Origin of the sequence: Phytohabitans sp. LJ34, assembly GCF_052068095.1 — a bacterium.
Classification (GTDB): Bacteria; Actinomycetota; Actinomycetes; order Mycobacteriales; family Micromonosporaceae; genus Phytohabitans.
Map to the genome: position 1 here is coordinate 522,110 of NZ_JBQHDG010000001.1, position 22,775 is coordinate 544,884.

At 72.4% G+C, this 22,775-nt stretch carries 27 protein-coding genes; 17 read left to right on the forward strand and 10 right to left on the reverse strand.

Annotated features, from left to right (window positions below; genetic code table 11):
- Positions 1–46 precede the first annotated feature (46 nt).
- The gene (locus ACTMTJ_RS02490) at positions 47–289 is read left to right on the forward strand and encodes a hypothetical protein (RefSeq protein ID WP_441214349.1); all 243 of its coding nucleotides are present in this window, start codon (positions 47–49) and stop codon (positions 287–289) included.
- A gap of 408 nt (positions 290–697) precedes the next feature.
- Here the strand turns inward: ACTMTJ_RS02490 and ACTMTJ_RS02495 are convergent, their stop codons facing one another.
- Positions 698–1,465 carry a polyprenol monophosphomannose synthase gene (locus tag ACTMTJ_RS02495; protein WP_441214350.1) on the reverse strand — a complete coding sequence of 256 codons (768 nt, stop codon included), beginning with the start codon at positions 1,463–1,465 and terminating at the stop codon, positions 698–700.
- A gap of 31 nt (positions 1,466–1,496) precedes the next feature.
- On the opposite strand from ACTMTJ_RS02495, the gene ACTMTJ_RS02500 reads away from it, so the two are divergent.
- Entirely contained in the window at positions 1,497–2,342 is an 846-nt protein-coding gene (locus tag ACTMTJ_RS02500; RefSeq protein ID WP_441214491.1) for a phosphoribosylaminoimidazolesuccinocarboxamide synthase, read from the forward strand.
- A gap of 82 nt (positions 2,343–2,424) precedes the next feature.
- Here the strand turns inward: ACTMTJ_RS02500 and ACTMTJ_RS02505 are convergent, their stop codons facing one another.
- Entirely contained in the window at positions 2,425–3,630 is a 1,206-nt protein-coding gene (locus ACTMTJ_RS02505; RefSeq protein ID WP_441214351.1) for a ricin-type beta-trefoil lectin domain protein, read from the reverse strand.
- A gap of 128 nt (positions 3,631–3,758) precedes the next feature.
- Between ACTMTJ_RS02505 and ACTMTJ_RS02510 the strand changes: the two genes are divergently transcribed.
- Positions 3,759–4,697, forward strand: coding sequence for a ribose-phosphate diphosphokinase (locus ACTMTJ_RS02510; protein ID WP_441214352.1), 939 nt, complete (start codon positions 3,759–3,761; stop codon positions 4,695–4,697).
- Positions 4,698–5,554: 857 nt separating this feature from the next.
- On the opposite strand, the gene ACTMTJ_RS02515 is transcribed toward ACTMTJ_RS02510, so the two are convergent.
- A complete protein-coding gene (locus ACTMTJ_RS02515) occupies positions 5,555–5,980 on the reverse strand; it encodes an ATP-binding protein (protein ID WP_441214353.1) in 426 nt (141 codons plus the stop codon).
- Between the two features lie 38 nt (positions 5,981–6,018).
- Between ACTMTJ_RS02515 and ACTMTJ_RS02520 the strand changes: the two genes are divergently transcribed.
- From ACTMTJ_RS02520 to ACTMTJ_RS02540, 5 genes are all read left to right on the forward strand, one after another.
- Complete coding sequence (locus ACTMTJ_RS02520; protein ID WP_441214354.1) at positions 6,019–7,188, forward strand: PP2C family protein-serine/threonine phosphatase; 1,170 nt, start codon at positions 6,019–6,021, stop codon at positions 7,186–7,188.
- Positions 7,181–8,305: a MacS family sensor histidine kinase gene (gene macS / locus ACTMTJ_RS02525; RefSeq protein WP_441214355.1), complete on the forward strand. Its 1,125-nt coding sequence runs from the start codon at positions 7,181–7,183 to the stop codon at positions 8,303–8,305. The genes ACTMTJ_RS02520 and macS overlap by 8 nt, the downstream gene beginning before the upstream one ends.
- A gap of 11 nt (positions 8,306–8,316) precedes the next feature.
- Positions 8,317–8,958, forward strand: coding sequence for a response regulator (locus tag ACTMTJ_RS02530; RefSeq protein ID WP_441214492.1), 642 nt, complete (start codon positions 8,317–8,319; stop codon positions 8,956–8,958).
- 70 nt (positions 8,959–9,028) lie between these two features.
- Positions 9,029–9,550 carry an RNA polymerase sigma factor gene (locus ACTMTJ_RS02535; RefSeq protein ID WP_441214356.1) on the forward strand — a complete coding sequence of 174 codons (522 nt, stop codon included), beginning with the start codon at positions 9,029–9,031 and terminating at the stop codon, positions 9,548–9,550.
- Positions 9,543–10,847 (forward strand): WD40/YVTN/BNR-like repeat-containing protein, encoded by a 1,305-nt coding sequence (locus tag ACTMTJ_RS02540; protein WP_441214357.1) that lies wholly within the window; start codon positions 9,543–9,545, stop codon positions 10,845–10,847. Before ACTMTJ_RS02535 ends, ACTMTJ_RS02540 begins: the two co-directional genes overlap by 8 nt.
- 3 nt (positions 10,848–10,850) lie before the next feature.
- Here the strand turns inward: ACTMTJ_RS02540 and ACTMTJ_RS02545 are convergent, their stop codons facing one another.
- From ACTMTJ_RS02545 to hisN, 3 genes are all read right to left on the reverse strand, one after another.
- Positions 10,851–11,243: an ATP-binding protein gene (locus ACTMTJ_RS02545; RefSeq protein ID WP_441214358.1), complete on the reverse strand. Its 393-nt coding sequence runs from the start codon at positions 11,241–11,243 to the stop codon at positions 10,851–10,853.
- A gap of 139 nt (positions 11,244–11,382) precedes the next feature.
- Complete coding sequence (locus tag ACTMTJ_RS02550) at positions 11,383–12,252, reverse strand: hypothetical protein (RefSeq protein WP_441214493.1); 870 nt, start codon at positions 12,250–12,252, stop codon at positions 11,383–11,385.
- A gap of 94 nt (positions 12,253–12,346) precedes the next feature.
- Positions 12,347–13,159, reverse strand: coding sequence for a histidinol-phosphatase (gene hisN / locus ACTMTJ_RS02555; RefSeq protein ID WP_441214359.1), 813 nt, complete (start codon positions 13,157–13,159; stop codon positions 12,347–12,349).
- A 51-nt stretch (positions 13,160–13,210) separates the two neighbouring features.
- Between hisN and ACTMTJ_RS02560 the strand changes: the two genes are divergently transcribed.
- A complete protein-coding gene (locus ACTMTJ_RS02560) occupies positions 13,211–13,747 on the forward strand; it encodes a DUF2087 domain-containing protein (RefSeq protein ID WP_441214360.1) in 537 nt (178 codons plus the stop codon).
- A 351-nt stretch (positions 13,748–14,098) separates the two neighbouring features.
- Here the strand turns inward: ACTMTJ_RS02560 and rsgA are convergent, their stop codons facing one another.
- Together rsgA and aroA are read right to left on the reverse strand one after the other, a co-directional pair.
- A complete protein-coding gene (gene rsgA, locus ACTMTJ_RS02565) occupies positions 14,099–15,178 on the reverse strand; it encodes a ribosome small subunit-dependent GTPase A (RefSeq protein WP_441214361.1) in 1,080 nt (359 codons plus the stop codon).
- Positions 15,151–16,440: a 3-phosphoshikimate 1-carboxyvinyltransferase gene (gene aroA, locus ACTMTJ_RS02570; protein ID WP_441214362.1), complete on the reverse strand. Its 1,290-nt coding sequence runs from the start codon at positions 16,438–16,440 to the stop codon at positions 15,151–15,153. Before aroA ends, rsgA begins: the two co-directional genes overlap by 28 nt.
- A gap of 181 nt (positions 16,441–16,621) precedes the next feature.
- Between aroA and ACTMTJ_RS02575 the strand changes: the two genes are divergently transcribed.
- The 6 genes from ACTMTJ_RS02575 to ACTMTJ_RS02600 all read left to right on the forward strand — a co-directional run bounded on the left by ACTMTJ_RS02575 (position 16,622) and on the right by ACTMTJ_RS02600 (position 21,274).
- Positions 16,622–17,335 carry an SOS response-associated peptidase gene (locus tag ACTMTJ_RS02575; protein ID WP_441214363.1) on the forward strand — a complete coding sequence of 238 codons (714 nt, stop codon included), beginning with the start codon at positions 16,622–16,624 and terminating at the stop codon, positions 17,333–17,335.
- Between the two features lie 270 nt (positions 17,336–17,605).
- The gene (locus ACTMTJ_RS02580) at positions 17,606–18,004 is read left to right on the forward strand and encodes a WhiB family transcriptional regulator (RefSeq protein WP_441214364.1); all 399 of its coding nucleotides are present in this window, start codon (positions 17,606–17,608) and stop codon (positions 18,002–18,004) included.
- 37 nt (positions 18,005–18,041) lie between these two features.
- Positions 18,042–18,656: an alpha/beta hydrolase family protein gene (locus ACTMTJ_RS02585; RefSeq protein ID WP_441214365.1), complete on the forward strand. Its 615-nt coding sequence runs from the start codon at positions 18,042–18,044 to the stop codon at positions 18,654–18,656.
- 89 nt (positions 18,657–18,745) lie between these two features.
- Positions 18,746–19,534, forward strand: a complete 789-nt coding sequence (locus ACTMTJ_RS02590; RefSeq protein ID WP_441214366.1) for a sigma-70 family RNA polymerase sigma factor — start codon at positions 18,746–18,748, stop codon at positions 19,532–19,534.
- A 6-nt stretch (positions 19,535–19,540) separates the two neighbouring features.
- Positions 19,541–19,825, forward strand: a complete 285-nt coding sequence (rsrA, locus tag ACTMTJ_RS02595; RefSeq protein WP_441214367.1) for a mycothiol system anti-sigma-R factor — start codon at positions 19,541–19,543, stop codon at positions 19,823–19,825.
- Between the two features lie 30 nt (positions 19,826–19,855).
- Complete coding sequence (locus ACTMTJ_RS02600) at positions 19,856–21,274, forward strand: hypothetical protein (RefSeq protein ID WP_441214368.1); 1,419 nt, start codon at positions 19,856–19,858, stop codon at positions 21,272–21,274.
- 8 nt (positions 21,275–21,282) lie between these two features.
- On the opposite strand, the gene ACTMTJ_RS02605 is transcribed toward ACTMTJ_RS02600, so the two are convergent.
- Positions 21,283–21,357, reverse strand: a complete 75-nt coding sequence (locus tag ACTMTJ_RS02605; protein ID WP_369814844.1) for a 50S ribosomal protein bL37 — start codon at positions 21,355–21,357, stop codon at positions 21,283–21,285.
- 94 nt (positions 21,358–21,451) lie between these two features.
- Here ACTMTJ_RS02605 and ACTMTJ_RS02610 point away from each other — a divergent pair, with 94 nt between their 5' ends.
- Positions 21,452–21,667, forward strand: coding sequence for a biotin/lipoyl-binding carrier protein (locus ACTMTJ_RS02610; RefSeq protein WP_441214369.1), 216 nt, complete (start codon positions 21,452–21,454; stop codon positions 21,665–21,667).
- Positions 21,664–22,155 carry a GNAT family N-acetyltransferase gene (locus tag ACTMTJ_RS02615; RefSeq protein ID WP_441214370.1) on the forward strand — a complete coding sequence of 164 codons (492 nt, stop codon included), beginning with the start codon at positions 21,664–21,666 and terminating at the stop codon, positions 22,153–22,155. The genes ACTMTJ_RS02610 and ACTMTJ_RS02615 overlap by 4 nt, the downstream gene beginning before the upstream one ends.
- A 23-nt stretch (positions 22,156–22,178) precedes the next feature.
- Here the strand turns inward: ACTMTJ_RS02615 and ACTMTJ_RS02620 are convergent, their stop codons facing one another.
- Positions 22,179–22,760, reverse strand: coding sequence for a TetR/AcrR family transcriptional regulator (locus ACTMTJ_RS02620; protein WP_441214371.1), 582 nt, complete (start codon positions 22,758–22,760; stop codon positions 22,179–22,181).
- Positions 22,761–22,775: the final 15 nt, after the last annotated feature.

Genomic DNA, 22,775 nt, shown 5'->3' on the forward strand with positions numbered 1-22,775 from the left:
CGTCATGAGGGCGCCCCGAGTTGCCTTGACGGGGGACCATGGTCCTATGTCGTTTTTGACTCGATGGTGGGCGCGCGCGACGGCCGTGCTCATCGGCATGATGGCGGCGGTGCTCGTGCCGGCCGCGGCGTGGGCCGCCGACAACGAGGTCGTCCTGGAGGCGGCCCGGCGCCGGCCGCGCTTGGGCGGCTTCGGCCTCTTCGCCGGCCTCTGCTGCCTGGTCGTGGTGGCGATCCTGGTGCTCGGCCTGCTGGCCCTGACCCGAGGCCGCCGCAACAAGGGCCACTGACCCAGCCCAACCCGACCCGAACCGACCCGACCCGGGCTCAACCCGACCCGAACCGGGCTCAACCCGGCCCGAGCCCGGCCCAACCCGACCCGAACCCGGGCCCGAGCCCGGCCCGAACCCGGGCCCCAGCCCGGCCCGAACCCGGGCCCCAGCCCGGCCCGGCCCCGAACCCGGCCCCAAGAGGGCAGCCCTCTTGGGGATGAATTCTGAGCAGGGCTCCCGTATACCCGTCCAGACGGTGACAGGGTTGCCCTCTTGGGGAGGACCGGCGGGGCTTGTCTCGCGGACCCGGCAGCGGAGGTCGGGGATTTCGGCGAGCGTCAGCTCCCCGCCGACCTCCGCGGTCTCCGGCGGGAGCGGCGGTCTACAGCTGCCGCGGACCCGGGCAAATCAGCGTTGGATCTTGTCCTACTCGCCCTTGGCGCGGTGCTTCCAGCGGAGGCGAAACGGCATGACGGCGCTTTCGACCTTCGTGCGGGTGGTCATCTTGGAGGCGCCGCTGGTGCGCTCCTCGAACCGGATCGGCACCTCGATGATCGTGTGTCCGAGCTGGGTGGCCAGGTAGTGCATCTCCACCTGGAAGCTGTAGCCGTTTGACTGGACGCGGTCGAGGCCGATGTCGCGCAGCACGTCGGCCCGCCACACCTTGAAGCCCGCGGTGAGGTCGCGGATCCGCACGTTGAGCAGGGTGTGCACGTAGAAGTTGGCCCAGCCGCTGAGCGCGCGGCGGTAGAAGGGCCAGTTTTCGTCGAGCTGCCCACCCGGCACGTAGCGGGAGCCGATCACCACGCCGGCCCGGGTGGCCATGAGCGTGCCGAGCAGGCCGGGGACCGCCTCCGGGGGGTGCGACAGGTCGGCGTCCATCTGCGCCACGTACTCCGCGCCGGCGTCGAGCGCCCGGCCTATGCCGTCGACGTACGCCCGGCCGAGACCCTCCTTGCCCGCCCGGTGCACCACGGTCACCCGCCCGGGGTTTTCCGCCGCGAGCTTGTCGGCGACCTCGCCGGTGCCGTCGGGGGAGTTGTCGTCGGCGATCAGCACGTGCAGCCCGGGGAGGGGCAGCGCGAGGAGCCGCTCGGCAAGTCGGGGCAGGTTGTCCACCTCGTTGTACGTGGGAACGACGACCGTCAATTTCGCGTCGCGCCACGGGGCGGGCAACTCGACAGCATTTGTCACCGCGTTAGGGTAGCGCTCTACCGAGGGGCGGATCGAGGAGCACCAAGTGGAGCTGCTGCACTCCGGCAAGGTCCGGGACGTTTACGCGGACGGTGACGACCTGATCCTGGTCGCTTCCGACCGCGTGTCCGTCTACGACGTCGTGCTGCCGACCCCGATTCCGGACAAGGGCGCGGTGCTCACGCGGCTCTCGTTGTGGTGGTTCGAGCAGTTCGCCGACATCGTGCCGCATCACGTGATTTCGGCTACCGACGTGCCGCCGGAGTTCGCCGGGCGGGCGATCCGGTGCCGCCGGCTGCGGATGGTGCCGGTCGAGTGCATCGCGCGGGGCTACCTCACCGGCCTGGGGCTCAAGGAGTACGAGAAGTCGGGCTCGGTCTCCGGGGTGCCGCTGCCGGCCGGGCTCGTCGAGGCCGACCGCCTGCCGGAGCCGATCTTCACGCCGACCACGAAGGCGCCGGTCGGGGAGCACGACGAGTTCATCACGTACGACGACGTGGCGGCCGAGGTGGGTGCGGAGACCGCCGAAGAGCTGCGGCGGATCACGCTCGCGGTGTACCGGCGCGGAGCCGAGATCGCCGCCGACCGCGGGATCGTGATCGCCGACACCAAGCTGGAGCTGGGCTGGGCGCCTGACGGTTCGCTCGTGCTCGGCGACGAGGTGCTGACGCCGGATTCGTCCCGGTTCTGGGCGGCCGACTCGTGGCAGCCTGGCAGGGCACAGTTCTCGTTCGACAAGCAGTTCGTGCGCGACTGGGCCACGGGCACCGGGTGGGACAAGCGGTCGCCCGCCCCCGAGGTGCCAGCCGACGTGGTGGCGGCCACCCGGGCGCGATACATCGACGTCTACGAGCGGCTGACCGGGCTCGCCTGGTAGCGACGCGGGCGCCCCGCCCGCGTCGTCCCCCGCGCGCTCCGGCCCCCGCCGGGGCGAGGGCCGGAGTCCTGAGAGCGATCTCTCAGGGGCGGCGCCACTTCTGGTTGGCGCCGCCGGTGCAGGTCCAGATGTGTAGCCGGGTGCCGTCGGCCGAACTGACCCCGCTCGCGTCGAGGCACTTGTTGGAGCTGACGTTGACGATGTCGCCGTCCGCCTCGACCCGCCACTGCTGGGCGCCCGTGCCGTTGCAGTCGTACAACTGCACCGGCGTGCCGTCCGCGGTGCCGGCGGCGGTCACGTCCATGCACTTGCCCAGCGCGCGGAGCGAGGAGTTGGCGCCGTTGGTCCAGCTCTGCGCGGCGGTGCCGTTGCAGGTCCAGAGCTGCACCGCGGTGCCGTTGGCGGAGTTCGCGCCGGCCACGTCGACGCACTTGTCGCCGTAGCCGACGATCGTGCCGCCGCCACCCCCGCCGCCGGTGTCCCACGCGTAGGCCCGTACGTAGTCGACCGTCAGCGTCTGCGGGAAGGTCGTGCTGCCGTCCGGGTAGCCGGGCCAGTGCCCGCCGACCGCGAGGTTGAGGATCAGGAAGAACGGGTGGTTGAAGACCCACTGGTTGCCGTTGAGCGAGGCCGGCGTGATGCGGAAGAACTGGTTTCCGTCCACGTACCAGGTGATCGAGTCGGGCGCCCAGTCGACGGTGAACGTGTGGAACGCGTCCGCGAAACGACCGTTGTTGTAGCCGGCGCCGATGCCGCCGGCGCCCGAGTAGCCCGGCCCGTGCACGGTGCCGTGCGTGGTGTTGGGCTCGCGGCCGATGTTTTCCATGATGTCGATCTCGCCGCTGGCGGGCCAGTTGACCGGCGTGCCGAGCATCCAGAACGCGGGCCAGATGCCCTGCCCGAACGGGAGCTTCATGCGTGCCTCGAAGCGGCCGTACGTCTGCTGGAACGTGCCGGAGGTGAGCAGCCGCGCGGACGTGTACTGGCAGGTGCCGTAGTGGCACTGGAAGTTGGACGGGTTTTCCCGGCGGGCGGTGATGACGAGGTTGCCGGCGCCGTCCAGCGCCGCGTTGCGGGTGCTGTTCGTGTAGTACTGCTGCTCGTTGTTGCCCCAGCCGCTGCCGCCGATGTCGTAGCGCCACTTGCTGCCGTCCGGCGCGCTGCCGGCCGCGCCGTTGAACTCGTCGGACCAGGTCAGGGCCCCGGGCGCGGCGATCGCCGGGCTGCTCGTCGCCGGCACGACGAGGCCGGCCGCCACGAGCGCCAGGACCAACAGGGCTCTCCGCATAGCATCACGCTCCTCGATGTAGTTAACAAACCTTGCAGATCGATGAACACGCTGTCAAGAGAGCGTTTTCTCGGAGCACGTTAGAGGCGATACCGGGCGCTACCGGGCTACCACTTAGGATCCGGGGCGTGCGTGACATCGCGGTGTTCAGCGGAAGTGCCCACCCCGAGTTGGCCGAGGAGATCTGCGCCCATCTGGACGTGCCACTACACCCCGTGCGGGTGTCCCGCTTCGCCAACGACTGCCTCGAGGTACAGCTCGACGCCAACTGCCGGGAACGCGACGTGTTCCTGATCCAGCCGCTCGTGCCGCCCGTACAGGAGCACCTGGTCGAGCTGCTGCTGATGCTCGACGCCGCGCGCGGCGCGTCGGCCGGGCGGATCACCGTGGTGATGCCGCACTACGCGTACGCCCGCTCGGACAAGAAGGACGCGCCGCGCATCTCGATCGGCGCCCGCCTCGTCGCCGACCTGCTGAAGACCGCCGGCGCCGACCGGGTCCTGGCCTTGACGCTCCACTCGCCGCAGGTGCACGGCTTCTTCGGCATGCCGGTCGACCACCTGCACGCGCTGCGCGAGCTCGCCGCCCACTTCCGGCAGTACGACCTGGCCGACGCCGTGGTGGTCTCGCCCGACCTGGGCAACGCCAAGGAGGCCTCGCACTTCGCCCGCATGATCGGCACGCCGGTGGCGGCCGGCGCCAAGCAGCGCTACCCCGACGACCGCGTGCAGATCAGCGCGGTCATCGGCGACGTGGTCGACCGCGACGTGATCGTCCTCGACGACGAGATCGCCAAGGGCAGCACGATGATCGAGCTGATCGACCACCTGCGCGACCTCAAGGTCCGCTCGATCCGCCTCGCCTGCACCCACGGCCTCTTCTCCAGCGGCGCGCTGAACCGGCTCAGCGAGCAGGAGAGCGTGCTGGAGATCGTCTGCACCAACACCGTGCCCATCCCCGCCGACAAGCGCGTGCCGAAGCTGCGCGTGCTCTCCGTGGCGCCGGCGCTGGCCGAGGCGATGCGCCGGATCCACAATGGAGAATCGGTGAGCGCCCTGTTCGGCTAGACGCTTCAAAAATGGATTTGGGCTACCGCGATGTCCGCCGTGGTCCAGACCGTTGCTCCCGCGGCCTCGCCCGTCCGCCGTTGGTCGCGCACACCCTTTTGCTGTCGCGCTGTGCATCCAGGTCGACGGCCGTCTCCGCCCCGGTGGCCCGGGGGGTAGGTGAGGTGTTCGTGGAGTCCTTTGCTCTGCTCCCTTATAGGAGGCGGTGGGCGGGTCAATGGGCCCTTGGGTGTGGGTGCCCCCTATGGGGGAGCAGAGCAAAGGGGATCCGCGCGCAGCCCCGTCCTGGCCGGGCCCGCACGGCCGGGGTGAGCGTGCGGGCGCGGGCGTGCCGGCCCGGGGTGCGGCGCGGGCGTGGGGACGCGTGCGGGAGTGGGCGTGCGGGAGCGGGAGCGGGAGCGGGCGTGCGGCGCGGGCGTGCGGGCCCGGGGGCGGCGCGTTCGGGCGGGCGGGCGCGGGCGGGGTGAGTGTGACCAGCGGCGGACGGGTGAGGCTGCGGGAGCAGCGGTCTGGACCCGATGCCACTCACCGTAAGTTGACCATGGTCTGGTCCGCTGCTGCCGCGGCTTACCCCCTCGCGTTTGGTCGCGGCCTCCGGGAAGAGCCATGATCGTTAGCCCGAAAACCACACGACACGCCGGGACGAGCGCGGGTTTTGGGCTAACGATCATCGAAGCGGTGGTCCGGAGGCTTGAAAGGGGTCACCGCAACCGACAGCGAACGGGTGAGGCCGCGGGAGCAACGGCCTGGACCACGGCGGACATCGCGGTAGCTCAAATCTTCGGAACTGGGCTTCGAGGGTCACGGAGGCGGACCTCAGGCGGCGGGTCACGGAGGCGGGCCTCAGGCGGCGGACCTCACGCGGCGGGCAGCGCGGCGCTGATCCGCACCGTGGTGCCGCTGGGGCCGGTGTCGACCTCCATGCGGTCGCTGAGCTTGCCGGCGAGCCACAGGCCCCAGCCGCCCGGCGTGTCGGCCGCCGGCTTGGCGTCGCCGGACAGCCGGGTCTCGTCGAAGCCCTCGCCGTGATCCGAGACCTCGCAGACCACCTCGTCGCCGCGGCGCCAGAGCCGCAGCCGGCCCTTGCCGCCGCCGTGGCGCACCGCGTTGGTGAGCAGCTCGTTGACCGCGAGCACGAAGTCGTCCAGCCGCTGGCCGACCATGCCCGCCCTGCCCACGCACGACGCGACGGCATGACGCAGCCGGGTGACCTGGCTGCGCTCGAACGTCTCGGTGAGGAGCGGGACCGTGTCGATGGGCCAACCGTACCGAAGGGGCGACACTGTCGCCGGTCGCGAATGGGGTATGGGATGGTCAAGGGGTGCCAAAAAGCACCGCGAAGAGTACGGCCGAGGTCCTCGACCGCCTCGCGCGCACCGAGAGGCTGGCCAACCTCGGCTGGGCGGAGTGGGATCTGACCACCGATACGGTCCATTGGTCCGACCACCTCTTCGAGATCTACGAGCGGGATCGGGCGGCCGGCCCCGCCACCCTCGCGCAGGCCCGGGAGTACGTGGTTCCCGAGGACCTCGGGCGGGTCGACAAGGCGGCGCAGGCCCTGATCGACGACGCGCGGCCGATCGACGTCACGTTTCGGATCACCGTGCCGAGTGGGGTGCGCCACATTCGGGCGATCTTCGAGGCCGAGCGCGGCCGGGACGGGCGGGCCCGCCTGGTCTACGGCATCATCCAGGACGTCAGCGTCTTCGAGGCGGCCGAGCGCGACCGGGCCCGCCTCGCCGACATCGAGGCCGAGTCGGCCGAGCTCCAGGCCAGCCTCCAGACCGAGCACCGGGTCGTGGCCGCGCTCCAGCAGGTGATCCTGCCCGTGCCGGCGGGCGTGGTGCGCCGCCCGGGGCTGCGGGCGGCCGTGCGCTACCAGCCGGCCGAAGAGGTGGCCCGGGTAGGTGGCGACTGGTTCGACCTCGTGCACCTGGCCGGCGACCGCACCCTGCTCGCGGTCGGCGACGTCGCCGGGCACGGCATGCCGGCGGCCGCCACGATGGCCCGGTTGCGGCACGCGCTTCCCGCGCTCGCGGTCACCACCGACGACCCCGCCCAGCTCCTCGGGCACCTCAACCAGATGGTCTGCGACGACCCGTCCGGCCCGACCGCGACGGTCGCGGTGGCCCGCTTCGAGCCGGAGACCTCCTCCGTGACCTGGGCGCAGGCCGGCCACCCGCCGCCGGTGCTGCTCACCTCCGCCGGCGCCGCACCGCTCGACCGGCCGGAGGGCATGCTCCTCGGCGGCCAGCGCGGCTCGGCGTACGAGACGGCGGAAACCCGGCTCGCGCCCGGCGACACCATGCTGATCTACACGGACGGGCTGATCGAGCGGCGCACGTTCGACAGCGACTGGCTCGGCCCGGTGCTGCGGGCGGTCGACGGCGCGGCCGGGCTCCCGCTGCACGCGTTGCTGGCCCGACTCCAGCCGGCCAGCCCGGACGACGACACGTGCGTACTCGCCTTGCGCGCGGTCGTCGATGGCTGAGGAGCCCGCCGGTACGTTCCAGGTGCCGCTGTGGCGGGCCATCGCGGTGTTCCGGTTCGCCTCGATGGCGTACGTGGTGGCGATGGCCGTGTTCAACGTCACCGACTACGCCCACCCGCTCGGCGTGATCCCGGCGCTGGCCGTGCTCGCCGGCTGGTCGGTGGCCGCCACCTACCTGTACGCCCGGCCGGCGTGGCAGGGCTGGCCGCTGCTCGGCACCGACCTGGCGATCACGCTCGTGCTGCTGCTCGCCTCGCCGTGGGTGGTCGGCCGCACCGCGATCGACAACGGCGTACCGTCGCTCGCCGTCGCCTGGCAGGCCTGCCCGGTGCTGGCGTGGGCGGTCTCCGGTGGCCGGCGCCGGGGCGCGATCGCGGCCCTGGTCGTCGGCGCGGCCGACGTCACGGTACGGGCGAAGCTGACCTCCGCCTCGGCCACCGGGCTGATGCTCATGCTGCTCGCCGGCGTGGCCGTGGGGCACGTCGCGCGCCTCGCCGTCGAGTCCGAGCAGCGGCTCCAGCGGGCGGTCGAGCTGGAGGCCGCCACGCGCGAGCGGGAGCGGCTGGCCCGCGGCATCCACGACTCCGTGCTCCAGGTGCTCGCGCTGGTCCAGCGGCGCGGCGCGCACCTGGACGGCGAGGCGGCCGAGCTGGCCCGGCTCGCCGGCGAGCAGGAGGCGGCGCTGCGGGCGCTGGTGAGCGGCCGCACCCCGCGGCAGCGCCTCGGGCCGGAGGTCGACCTCCGCACGGTCCTCGACGGTTTCGCCTCGCCGGCCGTTTCGATCGCCGCGCCCGCCACGCCGGTGCGGCTGCCGGCGTCCGTCGCGCACGAGGTCGGTGCGGCGGTCGGCGCGGCCCTCGACAACGTGGCGCGGCACGGCGGCGGCGCCCGCGCGTGGGTGCTGCTGGAGGAGGAGGCCGGCACGGTCACCGTGTCGGTACGCGACGACGGGCCCGGCATCCCGGCCGGCCGGCTCGCCGAAGCGGCCCGGCAGGGGCGGCTCGGCGTGGCGCAGTCGATCCAGGGCCGGATCGCCGAGCTGGGCGGCAGTGTGGAGATCATCTCGGCGCCTGGGGAGGGCACCGAGGTGGAGCTTCGCCTTAGGGTGGCTCCGTGAGCACTCGGGTCATGGTGGTCGACGACCATCCGATGTGGAGGCAGGGCGTGGCCCGTGACCTGGCCGAGGCCGGATACGACGTGGTGGCGACGACCGGCGAAGGCGGCCAGGCCGTGCGGATCGCGCCCGCGGCCCGGCCCGACGTTGTCGTGCTCGACCTCCAGCTGCCCGACATCTCCGGCGTCGAGGTGATCCGCGGGCTGCTCGCCGCGCTCCCCGGCGTGCGCGTCCTCATGCTCTCGGCCAGCGGCGAGGAGCAGAGCGTGCTCGACGCGGTGAAGGCGGGCGCGACCGGCTACCTGGTCAAGTCGGCGAGCCCCGAGGAGTTTCTCGAGGCGGTGCGCCGCACGGCCGCCGGTGACACGGTCTTCACACCCGGGCTGGCCGGGCTGGTGCTGGGCGAGTACCGCCGGCTGGCCAAGGGCGGTGGGCCGGCCGAAGACGACACCGCCCCGCGGCTCACCGACCGGGAGACCGAGGTGCTGCGCCTGGTGGCGAAGGGCCTGTCGTACAAGCAGATCGCGGCCCGGCTCACCCTCTCCCACCGCACGGTGCAAAACCACGTGCAGAACACGCTCGGCAAGCTCCAGCTGCACAACAGGGTGGAGCTGACCCGGTACGCCATCGAGCGGGGCCTCGACTCGCCCGACTGAGCTATTTCCGCGGGCGCGCAACCGCACGGCCACGGCGCTGGTCCTCCTGGTAGCCGTGAAGGGAGCGTGGATGGACGCGGACGATGCGGTACGCGCGGTTTACGAGGCGTCGTACCGCCGGCTCGTCGGGCAGCTCTACGGGGTGACCGGAGACCTGGCCGAGGCGGAAGACGTGGTGCAGGAGGCTTTCGCCCGCGCGGTCGCCCGGCCGCGGGCCTTCCGGGAGGTCACCGACCAGGAGGCCTGGCTGCGGACCGTCGCGATCAATGTGGCGCGCAACCGGTACCGGCGGCGGTGGGTCTTCGACCGCCTCTTCCGGGCCGGCCGGGTCTGGACCCCGCCGGAGACGGTGCCCGAGCACGTCCCGGACGGGCTCGACCTGCTCGCCGCCCTTCGCACGCTGCCGCACCGCGTGCGGGCCGCGCTCGTCCTGTACCACCTGGTGGACCTGCCGGTCGACGAGGTGGCGGCGACCCTCGGCGCGTCGCCCAACACGGTCAAGTCCTGGCTGGCCCGGGGACGGGCCGCGCTGGCGCGCGAGCTCGGCGACGAGCCGCGCGCCCAACCCGCGAAGGAGTCGGCACGTGATTGACCAGAGGTATCGCACTCTCGCCGGGGCGGCCGAAGAGGCGGCCCACCCGCCGGAGTTCGCGTCGGTACGCCGCCGCGCCGGACGGCTCCGGGCCCGGCGGCGGGCTGGCGGCGTGCTCGCCGCGGTGGTCCTGGTGGCCGCCGGCGTCGCCGGAGCGGCGGTGCTCCGCCCGGCGGACCAGACGTGGGAGCCGGCGGGCTCGGGCGGCCGGATCCTGGCGGCCGACGCCGCCGACGCGAACCACCTGTACGCGATCCGCAGGGAGTGCGACAGCTGCCCGCCGGAGCTGATCGGGTCGACCGACGGCGGGCAGAGCTGGACGGAGCGTTCGCGGCTCGAAAACACCGACGACTCGCCGCTCCTGCGGGTGCTCAGCCCGAAGGTGGCGCTGTTGAGCTGGACGAGCTCGACCAACTCGTCCGGCGCCCCGGTCGGCGGCGAGCCAGGGGCCGGTGACCCGGCCGCCGGTGCGCGAACCTACGAGACCAGGATCACCGTGGACGGCGGCCGGACCTGGCGGGTCCCGCGGACCTCCGCGAAGCCGGTTTCGGCCGCGGCCAAGAACATGCGGGTGCTCGACAGCATGAACCCCGGCGTCGGCCCGTTCACGAGCGAAGCCAGCCAGCTTCCGGTGTTCGCCGTGGATCCCGCGTCCGGGCAGATCGCGCCACTCGCCAACCAGCCGCCTTTGCGCTACCGGGATGTGGTCGACGTGCCGCGGGAGGCGGGCCTGTGGGTGACCGGCGCCGATCCGGCGACCGACAAGCCGGCGATCTCGGTCAGCCGGGATGGCGGGCGTACCTGGAAGACGACCGTGTTCAGCGCGGAGAACCCGGCGGTACAGCGCCATGGGGGTGAGAGCGCGATGGTCGGAATCAGCCCGCCACAGATGGCGACCTCCGACGGGCAACTCGCGTACGCGACGATGCCGACCAACGGGGCCGTGGCACCGGACGGCGGCCCGGGCAGGTGGGTCAGGCCGGGGATCTACCGCACCACCGACGGCGGGGCGCACTGGAACCGTGCCGGCGACCTGTCGATGCCCGCACCCCTGCTGGGAGCGCATTCGGTGGTCATCGCCGACGGCACGCACGTGCTGGCGGCGACCGACGGCAAGGGCTACCAGTTCCTCGGCAGCCCGGACGGCCGGAAATACACCCGGATCGACCTCGGCCTCCGGCCCGCGCCGGGCGAGGAGCCACGGGCGGTCGCGGCCCGGCTGTTCCTCTTCCGGAGCGCGGGCGTGCTCTACACCTCAGCCGACGGCCGGAGCTGGCGGGCCGTGGCTGGAGACTGATCCTCAGCTCAGGACCGCCCAGACGACCTTGCCGTCCTGCTTCGGCCGCCAGCCCCACCGGGCCGACAGCGAGTCCAGCAACGCCAGGCCGCGCCCACCGTAGGAGGTGGGCGCGGCCACCCGTGGTTGCGGTGGCTGGGTCGAACGGTCGTGCACCGCGATGTGCAGCTCGTCCCCGTGCAGGGTCACCTCGACGGTGATCGGCGTGCCGGCGTGGACCACCGCGTTGTTGACCAGTTCGGTCACCGCGATGTGCGCCGACTCGGTGAGTTCGTCCCGGCGCCACCGGGCGCAGGCGGTGGCGACAAGCTGACGAGCCAGCCGGGCCGCCTCGACCCGCGGCTCGAGCTCGAGGCTCAGCCAGCGGTCGGGGGTCTGTCCAGTCGCGTTCTTCATGAGGGATTACCTGCTCCTCAGCTACCCCGGATCGGGGGAAGCCATGCGACTTCGTCACTGCCGATCGGCGAGCGGCGGGCACCCTGGCGACGGGCGGACCCGAGCGGCGAGCGGCGGGCACCCTGGCGGCGGGCCCACGCTAGCGGCGAGCGGCGGGCACCGGGTGGTGGAGGCGGACCGGGCGGCGGCGCGGGGCGGCGGCGACCTGGTGGTGGTGCTGTGGCTCGGCGTAGCGGGTCAGGCCGATCACCGCGGCCAGCGTGACCAGGAAGCCGATCATCGCGAGCCACTCGCGGCCGGGCCAGATGCGGTCGCCGAGGAAGAGCAGGCCGATGATCGCGGCCGGCACCGCGCCGGCGGCGTCCATGGCGGCGACGGCGGCCGTGGTGGAGCCGCGCTGCATCGCCAGGCCGAGCAGGAGCTGGCCGACGACCGAGTGGGCGAGCAGCAGGTACAGCAGGGGGTGGATCAGCAGCGCCTCGAACGAGTGCACCGCCGCGAGCGGCCGGGCGGCCACCGCCGCGCCCGAGAAGGCGAGGCCGGCCAGCGACCCGAGCGCGACGGACCCGGGCGCACCGTGCAGGCGCACCGCGAAGAAGCCCAGCGCGCCGATCACCACGAGCGCGATCACCAGCGCGCCCAGGCCGAGCGGCCCGATCTGCCGGGAGGGGGCGGGCTGGGCGGCCAGCACCAGCGCGCCGATGCCGGCGAAGAGGAGCACCAGCAGCGCCACCTCGGCGCCGGGGAGCCGCCACTTGAGGATCAGCACGCCCAGCACGGCGGTCACGCCGAGGCCGGCCGCCACGCTCGCCTGCACCAGGAAGAGCGGCAGGTCGCGGCGGGCCAGGAAGGCGAGCAGGAAGCCGAGGGCCTGGCAGGACAGGCCGATGAGGTAGGTCCGGTGGCTGGCCAGGCGGAGCAGCAGGCCCGGGTCGAACGTGTGGTGGACCGTGGTGCGGGTGGCGGCCATCGACTGGAGCATGTTGGCGACGCCGTACGCCAAGATCATCGCTGCCAGGAAACACCAGCCGCCAGTGGATGCCACCCGGCGACTCTAGCGGGATTGTCCAGCCCCCGCCTGTGCGGCTCGCGCCGACCACTCGTCAGAGCATCTCGATGCCCGAGGCGGAGAGTCGTTCGAGCAGGTCGCTGTGTAGCTTGCCGTTGGTGGCCACCGCGCTGCCGCCCCCCGGGCCGGACCGCCCGTCGAGGTCGGTGAACGTGCCGCCGGCCTCGGTCACGATCGGCACCAGGGCGGCCACGTCCCACAGCGAGAGCTCCGGCTCGACCATCGCGTCGAGGGCGCCCTCGGCAAGCAGCATGTATCCGTAAAAGTCGCCGTATGCCCTGTTACGCCATGTTTGGCGCATAATGCCGAGCATCGCGCCGAGACGGCCGTTCTCCTCCCACCCCATCAGGTCGGAGTAGCAGAAGCTGGCGTCGGTGAGCCGGCTCACCCCCGACACCTTGATCGGCGTGGCGGCGGCGGTGTGCCGCCCCGCGTACGCCCCGTGCCCCACCGCCGCCCACCACCGGCGCCCCAACGCCGGCGCGGAGACAAGACCAACCACCGGCTGGTCGCCCTCCATGAGCGCGATGAGCGTCGCCCACACGGGCACGCCCCGGATGAAGTTCTTCGTGCCGTCGATCGGGTCGATCACCCACTGCCGGGTGCCCGGACCCGCCGCCGCCTCGGTCGCGCCGAACTCCTCGCCGAGCACCGCGTCCCGCGGCCGGGTGCGTGCGAGCGTGGCGCGCAGGGCACGCTCCACCGCCGTGTCGGCGTCGGAGACCGGCGTCAGATCCGGCTTTGACTCCACGTGCAGGTCGAGCGCCCGAAACCGGGCGGACGAGATGGAGTCCGCCGTATCCGCGAGCACGTGGGCGAGGGAGAGGTCGTCGGCGTACCGGGCCATGGCGGGAAAGGTAGCTGATCCGGACGCTCCGCACGCGATAGCGTCCCCGTTATGAGACCGGATGCGGTGTGCGGACTGCTCGCCGAGCCCGACCGGCTGGCCGCCTTCGCCGCCGTGGTGCTGGGCGCGGCCACCCCCTCCGAGGTGGCGGCGAGCACCGGCCTGCCCGCCCGCCAGGTGGTTGTCGCGCTCCGCCGGCTGGAGTCGGGCGGCCTGGTTGCCAGCGTCGACGGGCGCATCGTGGCCGAGGCCGACGCGTTCAAGGAGGCGGTGCGGGAGCACGCGCCGCCGCCCGCCGCCGAGCAGGACCTCGACCCCGACCGCGCCAAGGCGGCGGTGCTGCGAGTCTTCGTGCGCGACGGCCGGATCGCACGCATGCCGGCCGCGCGGGGCAAGCGGCGGATCATCCTGGAGCACGTCGCCGCCTCGTTCGAGCCGGGCGTCCGCTATCCCGAGCGCGAGGTCGACGCCATCCTGCGCGCCTGGCACGACGACCACGCCTCGCTGCGCCGCTACCTCATCGACGAGGGGCTGATGTCGCGAGAGGACGGCATCTACTGGCGCAGCGGCGGCTACGTCGAGGTCTAAATCAAGATCAAACCCAAGCTTCGAGCTACCGCGATGTCCGCGGTGGTCCAGACCGCTGCTCCCGCGGCCTCACCCGTCCGCTGTTGGTCCCCCGGCCCGCACCCAAGAGGCCAGCCCTCTTGGGGATGAATTCTGAGGAGGCTCCCGTATACCCGTCCAGGCGGTGACAGGGCTGCCCTCTTGGGGGCAACGGGCAGCGGGCAGTGGGGCGGTTGGGCTTGTGACGGGGAGGTGGCAGCGGAGGCCGGGGATCTCGGCGAGCGCTGCGAGCCGCCGGCCGCAGCGGTCTCCGGCGGGAGCAACGGTCCGCAACTGACGCGGACCCGGGCAAATCTGCCTTTGCCCTACTTCCTAGAGCGGTTCGGTGGCCGAGGCTTCGGGGTCGGGCTCGCCGGATCGGGATGCCAGCAGGCGGCGGTAGGAGCGGAGCCGGCGTTCGTCGGCGCGTCCGGCCGCCACCCAGGCGTCCAGCGCGCAGCCCGGGGAGTCGGCGGTGTGCTCGCAGCCGGGCTGGCAGTCGACGGTCGCCTCGACGAGGTCGGGAAAGCCGTGCAGCAGGCTCTCCGCGGAGACGTGGGCGAGGCCGAAGCTGCGTACCCCCGGGGTGTCGATGATCCAGCTGGGCTTGTCGGCGGGGAGCCGGAGCGCGACGGCGCTCGTCGACGTGTGCCGTCCCTTGCCCACCGCGCTGACCACGCCGACCGCCCGGTCGGCGTTGGGGACGAGACGGTTGACGAGCGTCGACTTGCCCACGCCCGAGTGGCCCACGAGCACCGAAAGGCGTCCGGTGAGCGTGGCGCGCAGGTCGTCGAGGTCGGCGTCCGGCCGGCACAGCACGTGTGGGAGGTCGAGCTCGGCGTAGTAGCCGAGCACGGCGTCCGGGCCGGCCAGGTCGGCCTTGGTCAGGCAGAGCAGGGGGTCGATGTCGGCGTCGTACGCGGCGACGAGGCACCGGTCGATGAAGCCGGTGCGCGGCGGCGGGTCGGTGAGCGAGCTGACGATCACGAGCTGGTCGGCGTTGGCGACCACGACCCGCTCGAGCCGGCCCTCGGTGGTGGTCTCGTCGTCGTCGGCGGTGCGCCGCAGCACCGAGGTGCGCTCGGCGATCCGCACGATGCGGGCGAGCGCGCCCGGCGCTCCCGAGATGTCACCGACCAGGGCCACCCAGTCGCCCACGACGACCGACTTGCGGCCCAGCTCGCGGGCTCGCATGGCGGTGACGCTCGCGTCGCCGACGTGGCAGGTGTACCGCCCCCGGTCGACCGCGACCACGAACCCCTCGACCGCCTCGGAGTGCTTGGGGCGGGTGCGGGTACGCGGACGCGAGAACCGGGACGGGCGGACCCGTACGTCGTCCTCGTCGTACTCCCGCCGCTTTCCCGTCAGCGCTCCTCCTACCGCTCCTAGTGCCCGTCGACCATTGCCGACCATAGCGCCGGAAACTCCGGCATGGTCTTCGACGTGCATGCCACGTCGTCGACTTCGACACCGGGGACGGCCAGCCCGATGACCGCGGCGGCGTGGGCGAGCCGGTGGTCGTGGTACGTCTGGAACAGCGCGCCGCGCAGCGGGCGGGGGCGGATCTCCAGCCCGTCGTGGCTCTCCGTGACGTCCGCGCCGAGCGCCTCCAGCTCGCGGGCCAGCGCGGCGATCCGGTCGGTCTCGTGCCCGCGGATGTGGGCCACGCCGGTGAGTCGGGAAGGCGAGTCGGCGACCGCGGCCAGCGCGGCCAGCACCGGGGTCAGCTCGCTGACGTCGGACAGGTCGGCGTCGAGCCCGTGCACGGCGCCGGTGCCGCGCACCGTCAGGCCCTCGGTGCCGAGGGAGACCTCGCCGCCCATCTCGTGCAGCAGGGCGCGGAGCCGGTCGACCGGCTGGGAGCTCGTGCGCGGCCAGCCGAGCAGCGTCACCTCGCCGCCAGTGACGAGGGCGGCCGCGAAGAACGGCGCGGCGCCGGAAAGGTCGGGCTCGATCACCCAGGCGCGCCCGGCGAGCTTGCCCGGCTGCACCGCCCAGACGTCCGGGGTGGTGTCGTCGACCGCGGCGCCGGCCGCCCGCAGCATCTGCGCGGTCATCCGCAGGTGCGGGGCGGAGGGGACCGGCGGACCCACGTGGCGCACCACGATGCCGCGCTCGAACGCGGCACCGGCCAGGAGCAGCCCGGAGACGAGCTGGCTGGAGGCCGAGGCGTCGATCTCCACCTCGCCGCCGGCGACCCGCCCGGTGCCGTGGACGGCCAGCGGCAGGTTGCCGGTGTCGGAGGCGTCGATCCGGACGCCCACCGAGCGGAGCGCGCCCACCAGCTGGTCGACCGGCCGCTGCCGGGCGCGCGGGTCGCCGTCGAACGTGACGGTGCCGGCGGCCAGCCCCGCGACCGGCGGCACGAAGCGCATGACCGTGCCGGCCAGGCCGACGTCGACGTGCGCCGGGCCGGCCAGGGGGTGCGGGCGCACCACCCAGCGATCGTCGTCCAGAGTGGACACCTGGGAGCCCATGGCGCGCAGACCGGCGGCCATGAGCTCGGTGTCGCGGGCGCGGAGCGGGCGGCGGAGCGTCGAGGGCCCGTCGGCGATCGCGCTGAGCACGAGGGCCCGCGCGGTCATCGACTTGGAGCCGGGCAGCCGCACCGTGGTGGCGACCGGATCCTTCGCGGTCGGCGCGGTCCACGGGACGGGGGCGCGGGTCACGGTCACCCGTACAGTCTGCCGTCCGCCGCCGGCAACCGGTGATCGCCGATCCGGCTCCTCCCGAGTATCGAGACGGGCTGTGCCGCTGCGCTCGCTGGGCGCCTTCGGCGGCCAGCTCCCGCCGTCCTCGTCGCGGCGCTCCTCGGGCTGGCGGTCGCCACCCCGGAGGCGCGATAGCGTAAAGGCCATGTGCGGCCGGTACGCGACCACCCGCAGCGCGGCGGATCTCAGCGCGCTCTTCGAGGCGTATGACGACACCGGCGGAGCGCTGGTGGCCGACTACAACGTCGCACCGACCGACCCGGTGCCGATCGTGCGGATGTCCAAGTCGCGCGGGGAGCGGGTGCTGGCCGCGGCGCGGTGGGGCCTGGTGCCGACGTGGGCCAAGGACGCCAAGGGCGCGGCTCGCATGATCAACGCGCGGTCGGAGACCGTCGCCACGTCCAGCGCGTACGCGTCGCCGTTCGCCAAGCGCCGCTGCCTCGTGCCGGCCGACGGCTGGTACGAGTGGCTCCGCCGGCCGGACGGGCGCAAGCAGGCCTACTTCATGACTCCCGCGGGCGGCGGTGTGCTCGCCATGGCCGGTCTGTGGTCGCCGTGGCAGGAGGGCCTGACGTTCACGGTGGTGACCACGGCCGCGATCGGCGACCTGGCGCTCGTGCACGACCGGATGCCGTTGCTGCTGCCGTGGCAGCGCTGGGCCGACTGGCTGGCCGGCGGTGGCGAGGCCGAGGAGTTGCTGACCGCGCCGAGCGACGAGTTTCTGGCCGGCTTGGAGATCCGCCCGGTTGGCCCGGATGTCGGCGACGTCCGTAACGACGGCCCGCATCTGGTCGCCAGGGCACCCGGCGGCACACTCGGCGGGCCGCCCGAAGAACCGGTTGAGTTGACGCTATTTTGATCGTCCGTGTTTCTGATTGGTTACCGCTCTTCTGACGCAGTGTGAGCAGAAAAGAACCGAGCGATCGCGCACGGGAGCGCTCCCATCACGCTGTGTATCGAATACTGCCATTGGCGGTGAATAGTCGATTGGCCTTTCGGCCAGGATCTATGCAACCCCTTGAATTGCAAGCCGCGAATGCGATAGAACACAACGCCGGCAGAGGTGTCGATTCGCACTGGGCGGACGGCAACGCCATTACTTCGCCGGTCCCACGGGGGAGGTGGGTGGATGACACGGGCGCGGATGCCACGCCCGCACGAGGTTGCCGCTGCACGGCGCGACCCGCGGCTGCTTCGGGCAGTGAGTGAGCGTCAGCTGGACGATGCGTGGCGCACGAGAGGCGTGTGCCAGAGCGTTGACCCCGAGACGTTCTTCCCGGCTCCCAGTGAGCCGGCGGACGCCGCGGTGGCCCTGTGCCGCACATGCGACGTGCAGGGTGCCTGCCTGGCCTGGGCGCTGGAGGTCGGCGACTGCCACGGCGTCTGGGGCGCCACGACGCCCCGCGAGCGGCGGGCGATGCTCGTCGCCTGGCGTGGCCAGGTGCAGCCGGACACCGAGGCGTTGGAGAGCGCGGGCCCACCGGTCCGCGACCAGCTCCTGACCTTGGTGCCGGTAGACACGCACTGAGCCGGCCCGGGTGCGTCCGGTGGGCGACGATGGGCGGGTGTCTGACACCAGCCGTGAGATCGTCACGCCCCGCGGGCCGGCCCTTGTCGACCTGACGCCCGCGTCCGGTCGCCGTAAGAGCCTGCTCGTGCTCGGCCACGGTGCCGGAGGTGGGGTCAACGCACCTGACCTCGTGGCGCTGCGTGATGCCGCGTGCGCCGCGGGGGTGACCGTCGCCCGCGTCACCCAGCCCTACCGGGTGGCCGGCCGCCGGGCGCCGGCGCCCGCGCACCAGCTCGACGAGGCGTGGACAGCCGTCGTGCGCGAGCTGCTCGCCGACCATCCGAAGGCACGGCTGGTGGTGGGTGGCCGGTCCAGCGGGGCCCGGGTCGCCTGCCGCACCGCCGCCGACCTCGGCGCCGTCGCGATCGTCTGCCTGGCGTTTCCGCTCCACCCGCCGGGCCGGCCGGAGCGCTCCCGCCAGGACGAGCTGCCCGCCGGTGTGCCCACCCTCGTGCTCAACGGCGACCGTGACCCGTTCGGCATCCCCGCCGGCGGCCCGGACACCCTGATCGAGGTACGCCCGGGTGAGGGACACGACCTGCGCCGCGACCCGAAGGGTACGGCGGGCATCGCGGTCGGGTGGCTCCGTGAGCGAGGACTCGCCCGCTGACCTCCTCTGGCCTGCGACGGAGGGGAATGCACCCCGGCGGGGGCGTGTTCTAGCACCCGGAAGCACAAACTGCGGAAGGGGCAGAATCGGTGCAAACCAGTACGCGACCCTCTGATCGGGTGAACCCCGAGGTCGAGCGCGTGCGTCAGCTCCTGGGCGGGCCCGAGTGGCTCGCGGCAAACCCGGTGACAGGCGAGCCTTCCTCAGGCGCCGACCAGGCGTTCCGCGTATCCTCGGCGGGACAGTCGAGGGGGGACGTTCGGTTGACCCGACCGGAGAGGACCGACGAGCGGCGGGCGCGCTTCGAGCGCGACGCGTTGCCGTTCGTCGACCAGTTGTATGCCGCGGGACTGCGCATGACGCGCAACCCAGCCGACGCCGAAGACCTGGTGCAGGAGACCTTCCTGAAGGCGTTCGCCGCCTTCCACCAGTTCGAAGAGGGCACCAACCTCAAGGCCTGGCTCTACCGCATTCTCACCAACACGTACATCAACTCGTACCGGCGGCGGCAGCGCCAGCCGATCCAGGCGCCGACCGAGGAGATCACCGACTGGCAGCTCGCCGAGGCGGAGTCTCACACGTCGAGCGGGCTGAAGTCGGCGGAGACCGAGGCGCTCGAGCGCCTGCCGGACAGCGACGTCAAGGACGCTCTACAGCAGCTGCCGGAGGAGTTCCGGCTCGCGGTCTACCTCGCCGACGTCGAGGGCTTCTCCTACAAGGAGATCGCCGACATCATGGGCACTCCCATCGGCACCGTGATGTCCCGGCTGCACCGTGGCCGGCGTAACCTGCGCAAGCTGCTGGAGCGCTACGCTGCCGAGCGGGGCTTCAACCGCAGCCCGTCGCCCGACACCGCAGCAGCTGGCCAGGAGGTGTGACAGACCGTGAGTTGCGGTGAACCACACGAAACCGACTGTCGTGACGTGCTCGCCGAGGTCTACCTCTACCTCGACCTGGAGTGCTCCGACGAGCGGCGCGACCTGATCCGCACCCACCTCGACGAGTGCTCGCCGTGCCTCCGGGAGTACGGCATCGAGCAGGAGGTGAAGGCCCTGGTCGCGCGCTGCTGCGGCGACGAGCGGGCACCCACCGAGCTACGCGACCGCCTGCGCGTCCGGCTCAGTGAGCTTGTGTTCGAGGCCGACTCCCGGGAGTATCTGCCCGACTGATTCGGATCCTCGTTCCACTGGAGTCCTCCCGTGCTCACAGACCGGTTGCGCCGCTCGGTGCGACTGCCCGAGGCGGTGCTGACCGGCCTGCTGGCGGTGTTCGTCGCCGCCCGGGTGTTCATCTGCGTGCGGGGCGACGTCTTCACCTCGTTCGACACGTTCTCGTACGCGCACCGTGGTGACCCCGCCTTCGACCGGGGCTCGCTCGTCTCGCTGACCGGACACGCCCCGCGCCTGTGGGGCGTGCCGGTCTTCTACGCGATCTTCCCGAACGACCAGGCCCGCGCGGTCGCCCAGTGGACCGTGGGCACGGTGGCGTGGGCGCTGCTGGCCTGGGCGCTCTGGGCCTGCCTGCGCACGCTCGTGGCCCGCGTCGTGGCGGTTGCCGCCGTGCTCGTGGTCGGGCTGCTGCCCCAGGTGGCCAACTGGGACTTCGCGATGCTGTCCGAGTCGCTGTCCATCTCGCTCGGCGTCCTCACGCTGGCGCTGCTGCTGCTCTGGGCCCGTACCAGTGTGGTCTGGTATCTGGTGGGGGCGACCGCGGTGGCGGTCTGGTGGACGTTCACCCGGACCGACATCCGGGTCTTCGTGGTCTTCCTGATCCTCGCGCTGGCCGTGGTGGCGTGGCGGCGGCCGCCGAAGCGCCGGCACGCCCTCGTCGCGGGCGCGGTGCTGGTGCTCGCGACGATCTGGTGCACGGCGATCACACCGGTCGTCGACCGCACCTACGCCGGCTGGAGCGCTACGCCCGAGGTGCGGCACGAAGAGGGGCTGATGCTCTTCCGGCTGCGGCTGCACGTGCTGCCCAACCCCGAGGTCAAGGCGATCTTCCAGCGGGAGTTCGGCATGCCGTCGTGTCCGGGGATGGAAGAGATCGCCGCCGGGCCGGCGTGGGAGACCGCCAAGTTCGCCGCGGCGTACGAGCAGTGCCCCGAGTTCAAGGCTTGGGGCGAGCGCAACGCGGCCGACGTGTGGCAGCGGTACGCGCTGGCCGAGCCGGGCGTGTTCGCGCGGCAGATGCGCGAGGTGGTGCGCCTCTCGGTGGCCGGCTCCGACTACGCGAAGACCGAGCGCGTGGTGCCGATGGCGGTGGAAAAGCTGGTCTTCCCGCCGCGGAGCTGGGTGCTGAAGGCGCTCGGCGCCGCGCTGGTGCTCTCGGCCGCGGCCGTCGTCTTCGTCGCGCGGCGGCGGCCCGACCTCGCGCTCGCCGCCACGGTGGTCGCGGTCGGCTCGGGCGTGAGCCTGCTGGCCGGCATCTGGTTCGGCGCGGGGGAGTACTGGCGCTTCGGCATCCAGGAAGCGATCGGCCTGCGCCTGGCCGTGCTCGTCGCGGTGGTGGCCGCGGTCGACGTGCTGGTGGTCACCTGGCGCGACCGGGCCCGTGCCCCCGCGCCACAAGAGCGAAGCGCCCCCGAAGCCGCCGAGAAGACGACCTCAGGGGCGCCGTAGGCCCGAGCTCAGGAGTTGGGGCGCTTGCCGTGGTTGGCCGCGCTCTTCTTGCGTGCCTTCTTCTTGCGTGACTTCTTAGCCATGCGGGCCTCCAGGACGTCTAGGAACACGCAGATCCTAGCTGGGCATGATTTGATACCGACGCACCCACACTCCGCTCACGAGGGAGGGCCGACGATGGCCGAGGAGATCCGCGCCGAGATGGTGGCGAACGTCTGGAAGGTCGTCGCGTCCGCCGGTGACGCGGTTGCCGAGGGCGACACCCTGGTCATCCTGGAGTCCATGAAGATGGAGATCCCGGTGCTCGCGGAGAGCGACGGCACAGTGCAGACGCTCGCGGTCAACGAGGGTGACGTCGTCCAGGAGGGCGACCTCATCGCGGTGATCGAATGACGGTGCGGGTGCGCGCGGCCCGCGCCGACGACCACGAGGCGATCGCGCGGGTCAGCATCGCGGCGTACGAGGCGGACGGGCAGCTCAAGGGCGAGATCCCGTACGCGGCGACGCTCGCCGACGTGGCCTCCCGGGTCGATGCCGGCGAGGTCTACGTGGCTGTCGACGCCGACGAGGTGGTGCTGGGCGCGGTGACGTTCGTGCTGCCCGGCTCGCCCTACGCGGAGCTGTCCGGCCCCGGCGAGGCCGAGTTCCGGATGCTGGCGGTCGACCCGGTCGCGCAGGGGCGCGGCGTGGGTGAGGCGCTGGCCAGGGCCTGCGTGCGCCGGGCCGGCGAGCTCGGCTGCGCGGCCGTGGTGATCTGCACGCGTGACTTCGCCGCTCCGGCCCAGCGGCTGTACGCGCGGCTGGGCTTCGTGCGCGAGCCGGAGCTCGACTGGTCGCCGATGCCGGGCGTCCAGCTGCTGGGCCTGCGACTCGCGCTCTAGTGCGGCGGCCGAAGGCCATCGCACTAGGCGCTCGCGGGTGCCTCCGCACCGATACTGTCGAGCAGCTCGTTGGCGATCTTCAGACCGATCGCCTTGCGCTCCTCCTCGGTGACCTCGGGGTCGCGGATCGCGAACCACGTGCTGTGCACGGAGAAGAGCGACAGCGCGGCCCGCACCTGCGCCTCGTGCGAGGTCTCCGGCCGCACCAGCAGGTCGACGAGCTGCATCATCCGCGCCCGCATGTCCTTGCCGGCCGAAAACTGCTTCATCGCGGTCTGGTTCTGCTCGAAGAAGCGCATGACCCGGTGCTGGTTGCCGCCGAAGAGCTCCTCCGTGTACCGCTGGATGATCGCCTGGCGTGACTCGACGGTCGGCGGCTGCGTCTCGGCCCACTCGATCAGCCGATTCATCGCCTCCATGCGGTCCTCGATGAAGCTGTTGGCGATCTCGTCTTTGCTCTTGAAGTGGTAGTAGAGCGCCGCCTTCGTGACACCGAGGCGCTCGGCGATCTCCCGGAGCGAGGTCTTCTCGTATCCCTCCTCGGTGAACAGCTCCAGCGCCACGGCCTGGATGCGCGACCGCGTATCGCCTGTGCTCTCGCTCACTTCATCACCTTACCC

What these genes read in the sequence shown, in the direction of transcription:
- ACTMTJ_RS02545 (WP_441214358.1), bottom strand. Translation starts at nt 11,243, where the DNA reads ATGAAGAACGCGACTGGACAGACCCCCGACCGCTGGCTGAGCCTCGAG.
- ACTMTJ_RS02580 (WP_441214364.1), top strand. Translation starts at nt 17,606, where the DNA reads ATGACACGGGCGCGGATGCCACGCCCGCACGAGGTTGCCGCTGCACGG.
- ACTMTJ_RS02505 (WP_441214351.1), bottom strand. Translation starts at nt 3,630, where the DNA reads ATGCGGAGAGCCCTGTTGGTCCTGGCGCTCGTGGCGGCCGGCCTCGTC.
- ACTMTJ_RS02560 (WP_441214360.1), top strand. Translation starts at nt 13,211, where the DNA reads ATGAGACCGGATGCGGTGTGCGGACTGCTCGCCGAGCCCGACCGGCTG.
- ACTMTJ_RS02610 (WP_441214369.1), top strand. Translation starts at nt 21,452, where the DNA reads ATGGCCGAGGAGATCCGCGCCGAGATGGTGGCGAACGTCTGGAAGGTC.
- ACTMTJ_RS02530 (WP_441214492.1), top strand. Translation starts at nt 8,317, where the DNA reads ATGGTGGTCGACGACCATCCGATGTGGAGGCAGGGCGTGGCCCGTGAC.
- ACTMTJ_RS02550 (WP_441214493.1), bottom strand. Translation starts at nt 12,252, where the DNA reads ATGATCTTGGCGTACGGCGTCGCCAACATGCTCCAGTCGATGGCCGCC.
- ACTMTJ_RS02575 (WP_441214363.1), top strand. Translation starts at nt 16,622, where the DNA reads ATGTGCGGCCGGTACGCGACCACCCGCAGCGCGGCGGATCTCAGCGCG.
- ACTMTJ_RS02535 (WP_441214356.1), top strand. Translation starts at nt 9,029, where the DNA reads ATGGACGCGGACGATGCGGTACGCGCGGTTTACGAGGCGTCGTACCGC.
- ACTMTJ_RS02490 (WP_441214349.1), top strand. Translation starts at nt 47, where the DNA reads ATGTCGTTTTTGACTCGATGGTGGGCGCGCGCGACGGCCGTGCTCATC.
- rsgA (WP_441214361.1), bottom strand. Translation starts at nt 15,178, where the DNA reads ATGGTCGGCAATGGTCGACGGGCACTAGGAGCGGTAGGAGGAGCGCTG.
- ACTMTJ_RS02615 (WP_441214370.1), top strand. Translation starts at nt 21,664, where the DNA reads ATGACGGTGCGGGTGCGCGCGGCCCGCGCCGACGACCACGAGGCGATC.
- hisN (WP_441214359.1), bottom strand. Translation starts at nt 13,159, where the DNA reads ATGGCCCGGTACGCCGACGACCTCTCCCTCGCCCACGTGCTCGCGGAT.
- macS (WP_441214355.1), top strand. Translation starts at nt 7,181, where the DNA reads ATGGCTGAGGAGCCCGCCGGTACGTTCCAGGTGCCGCTGTGGCGGGCC.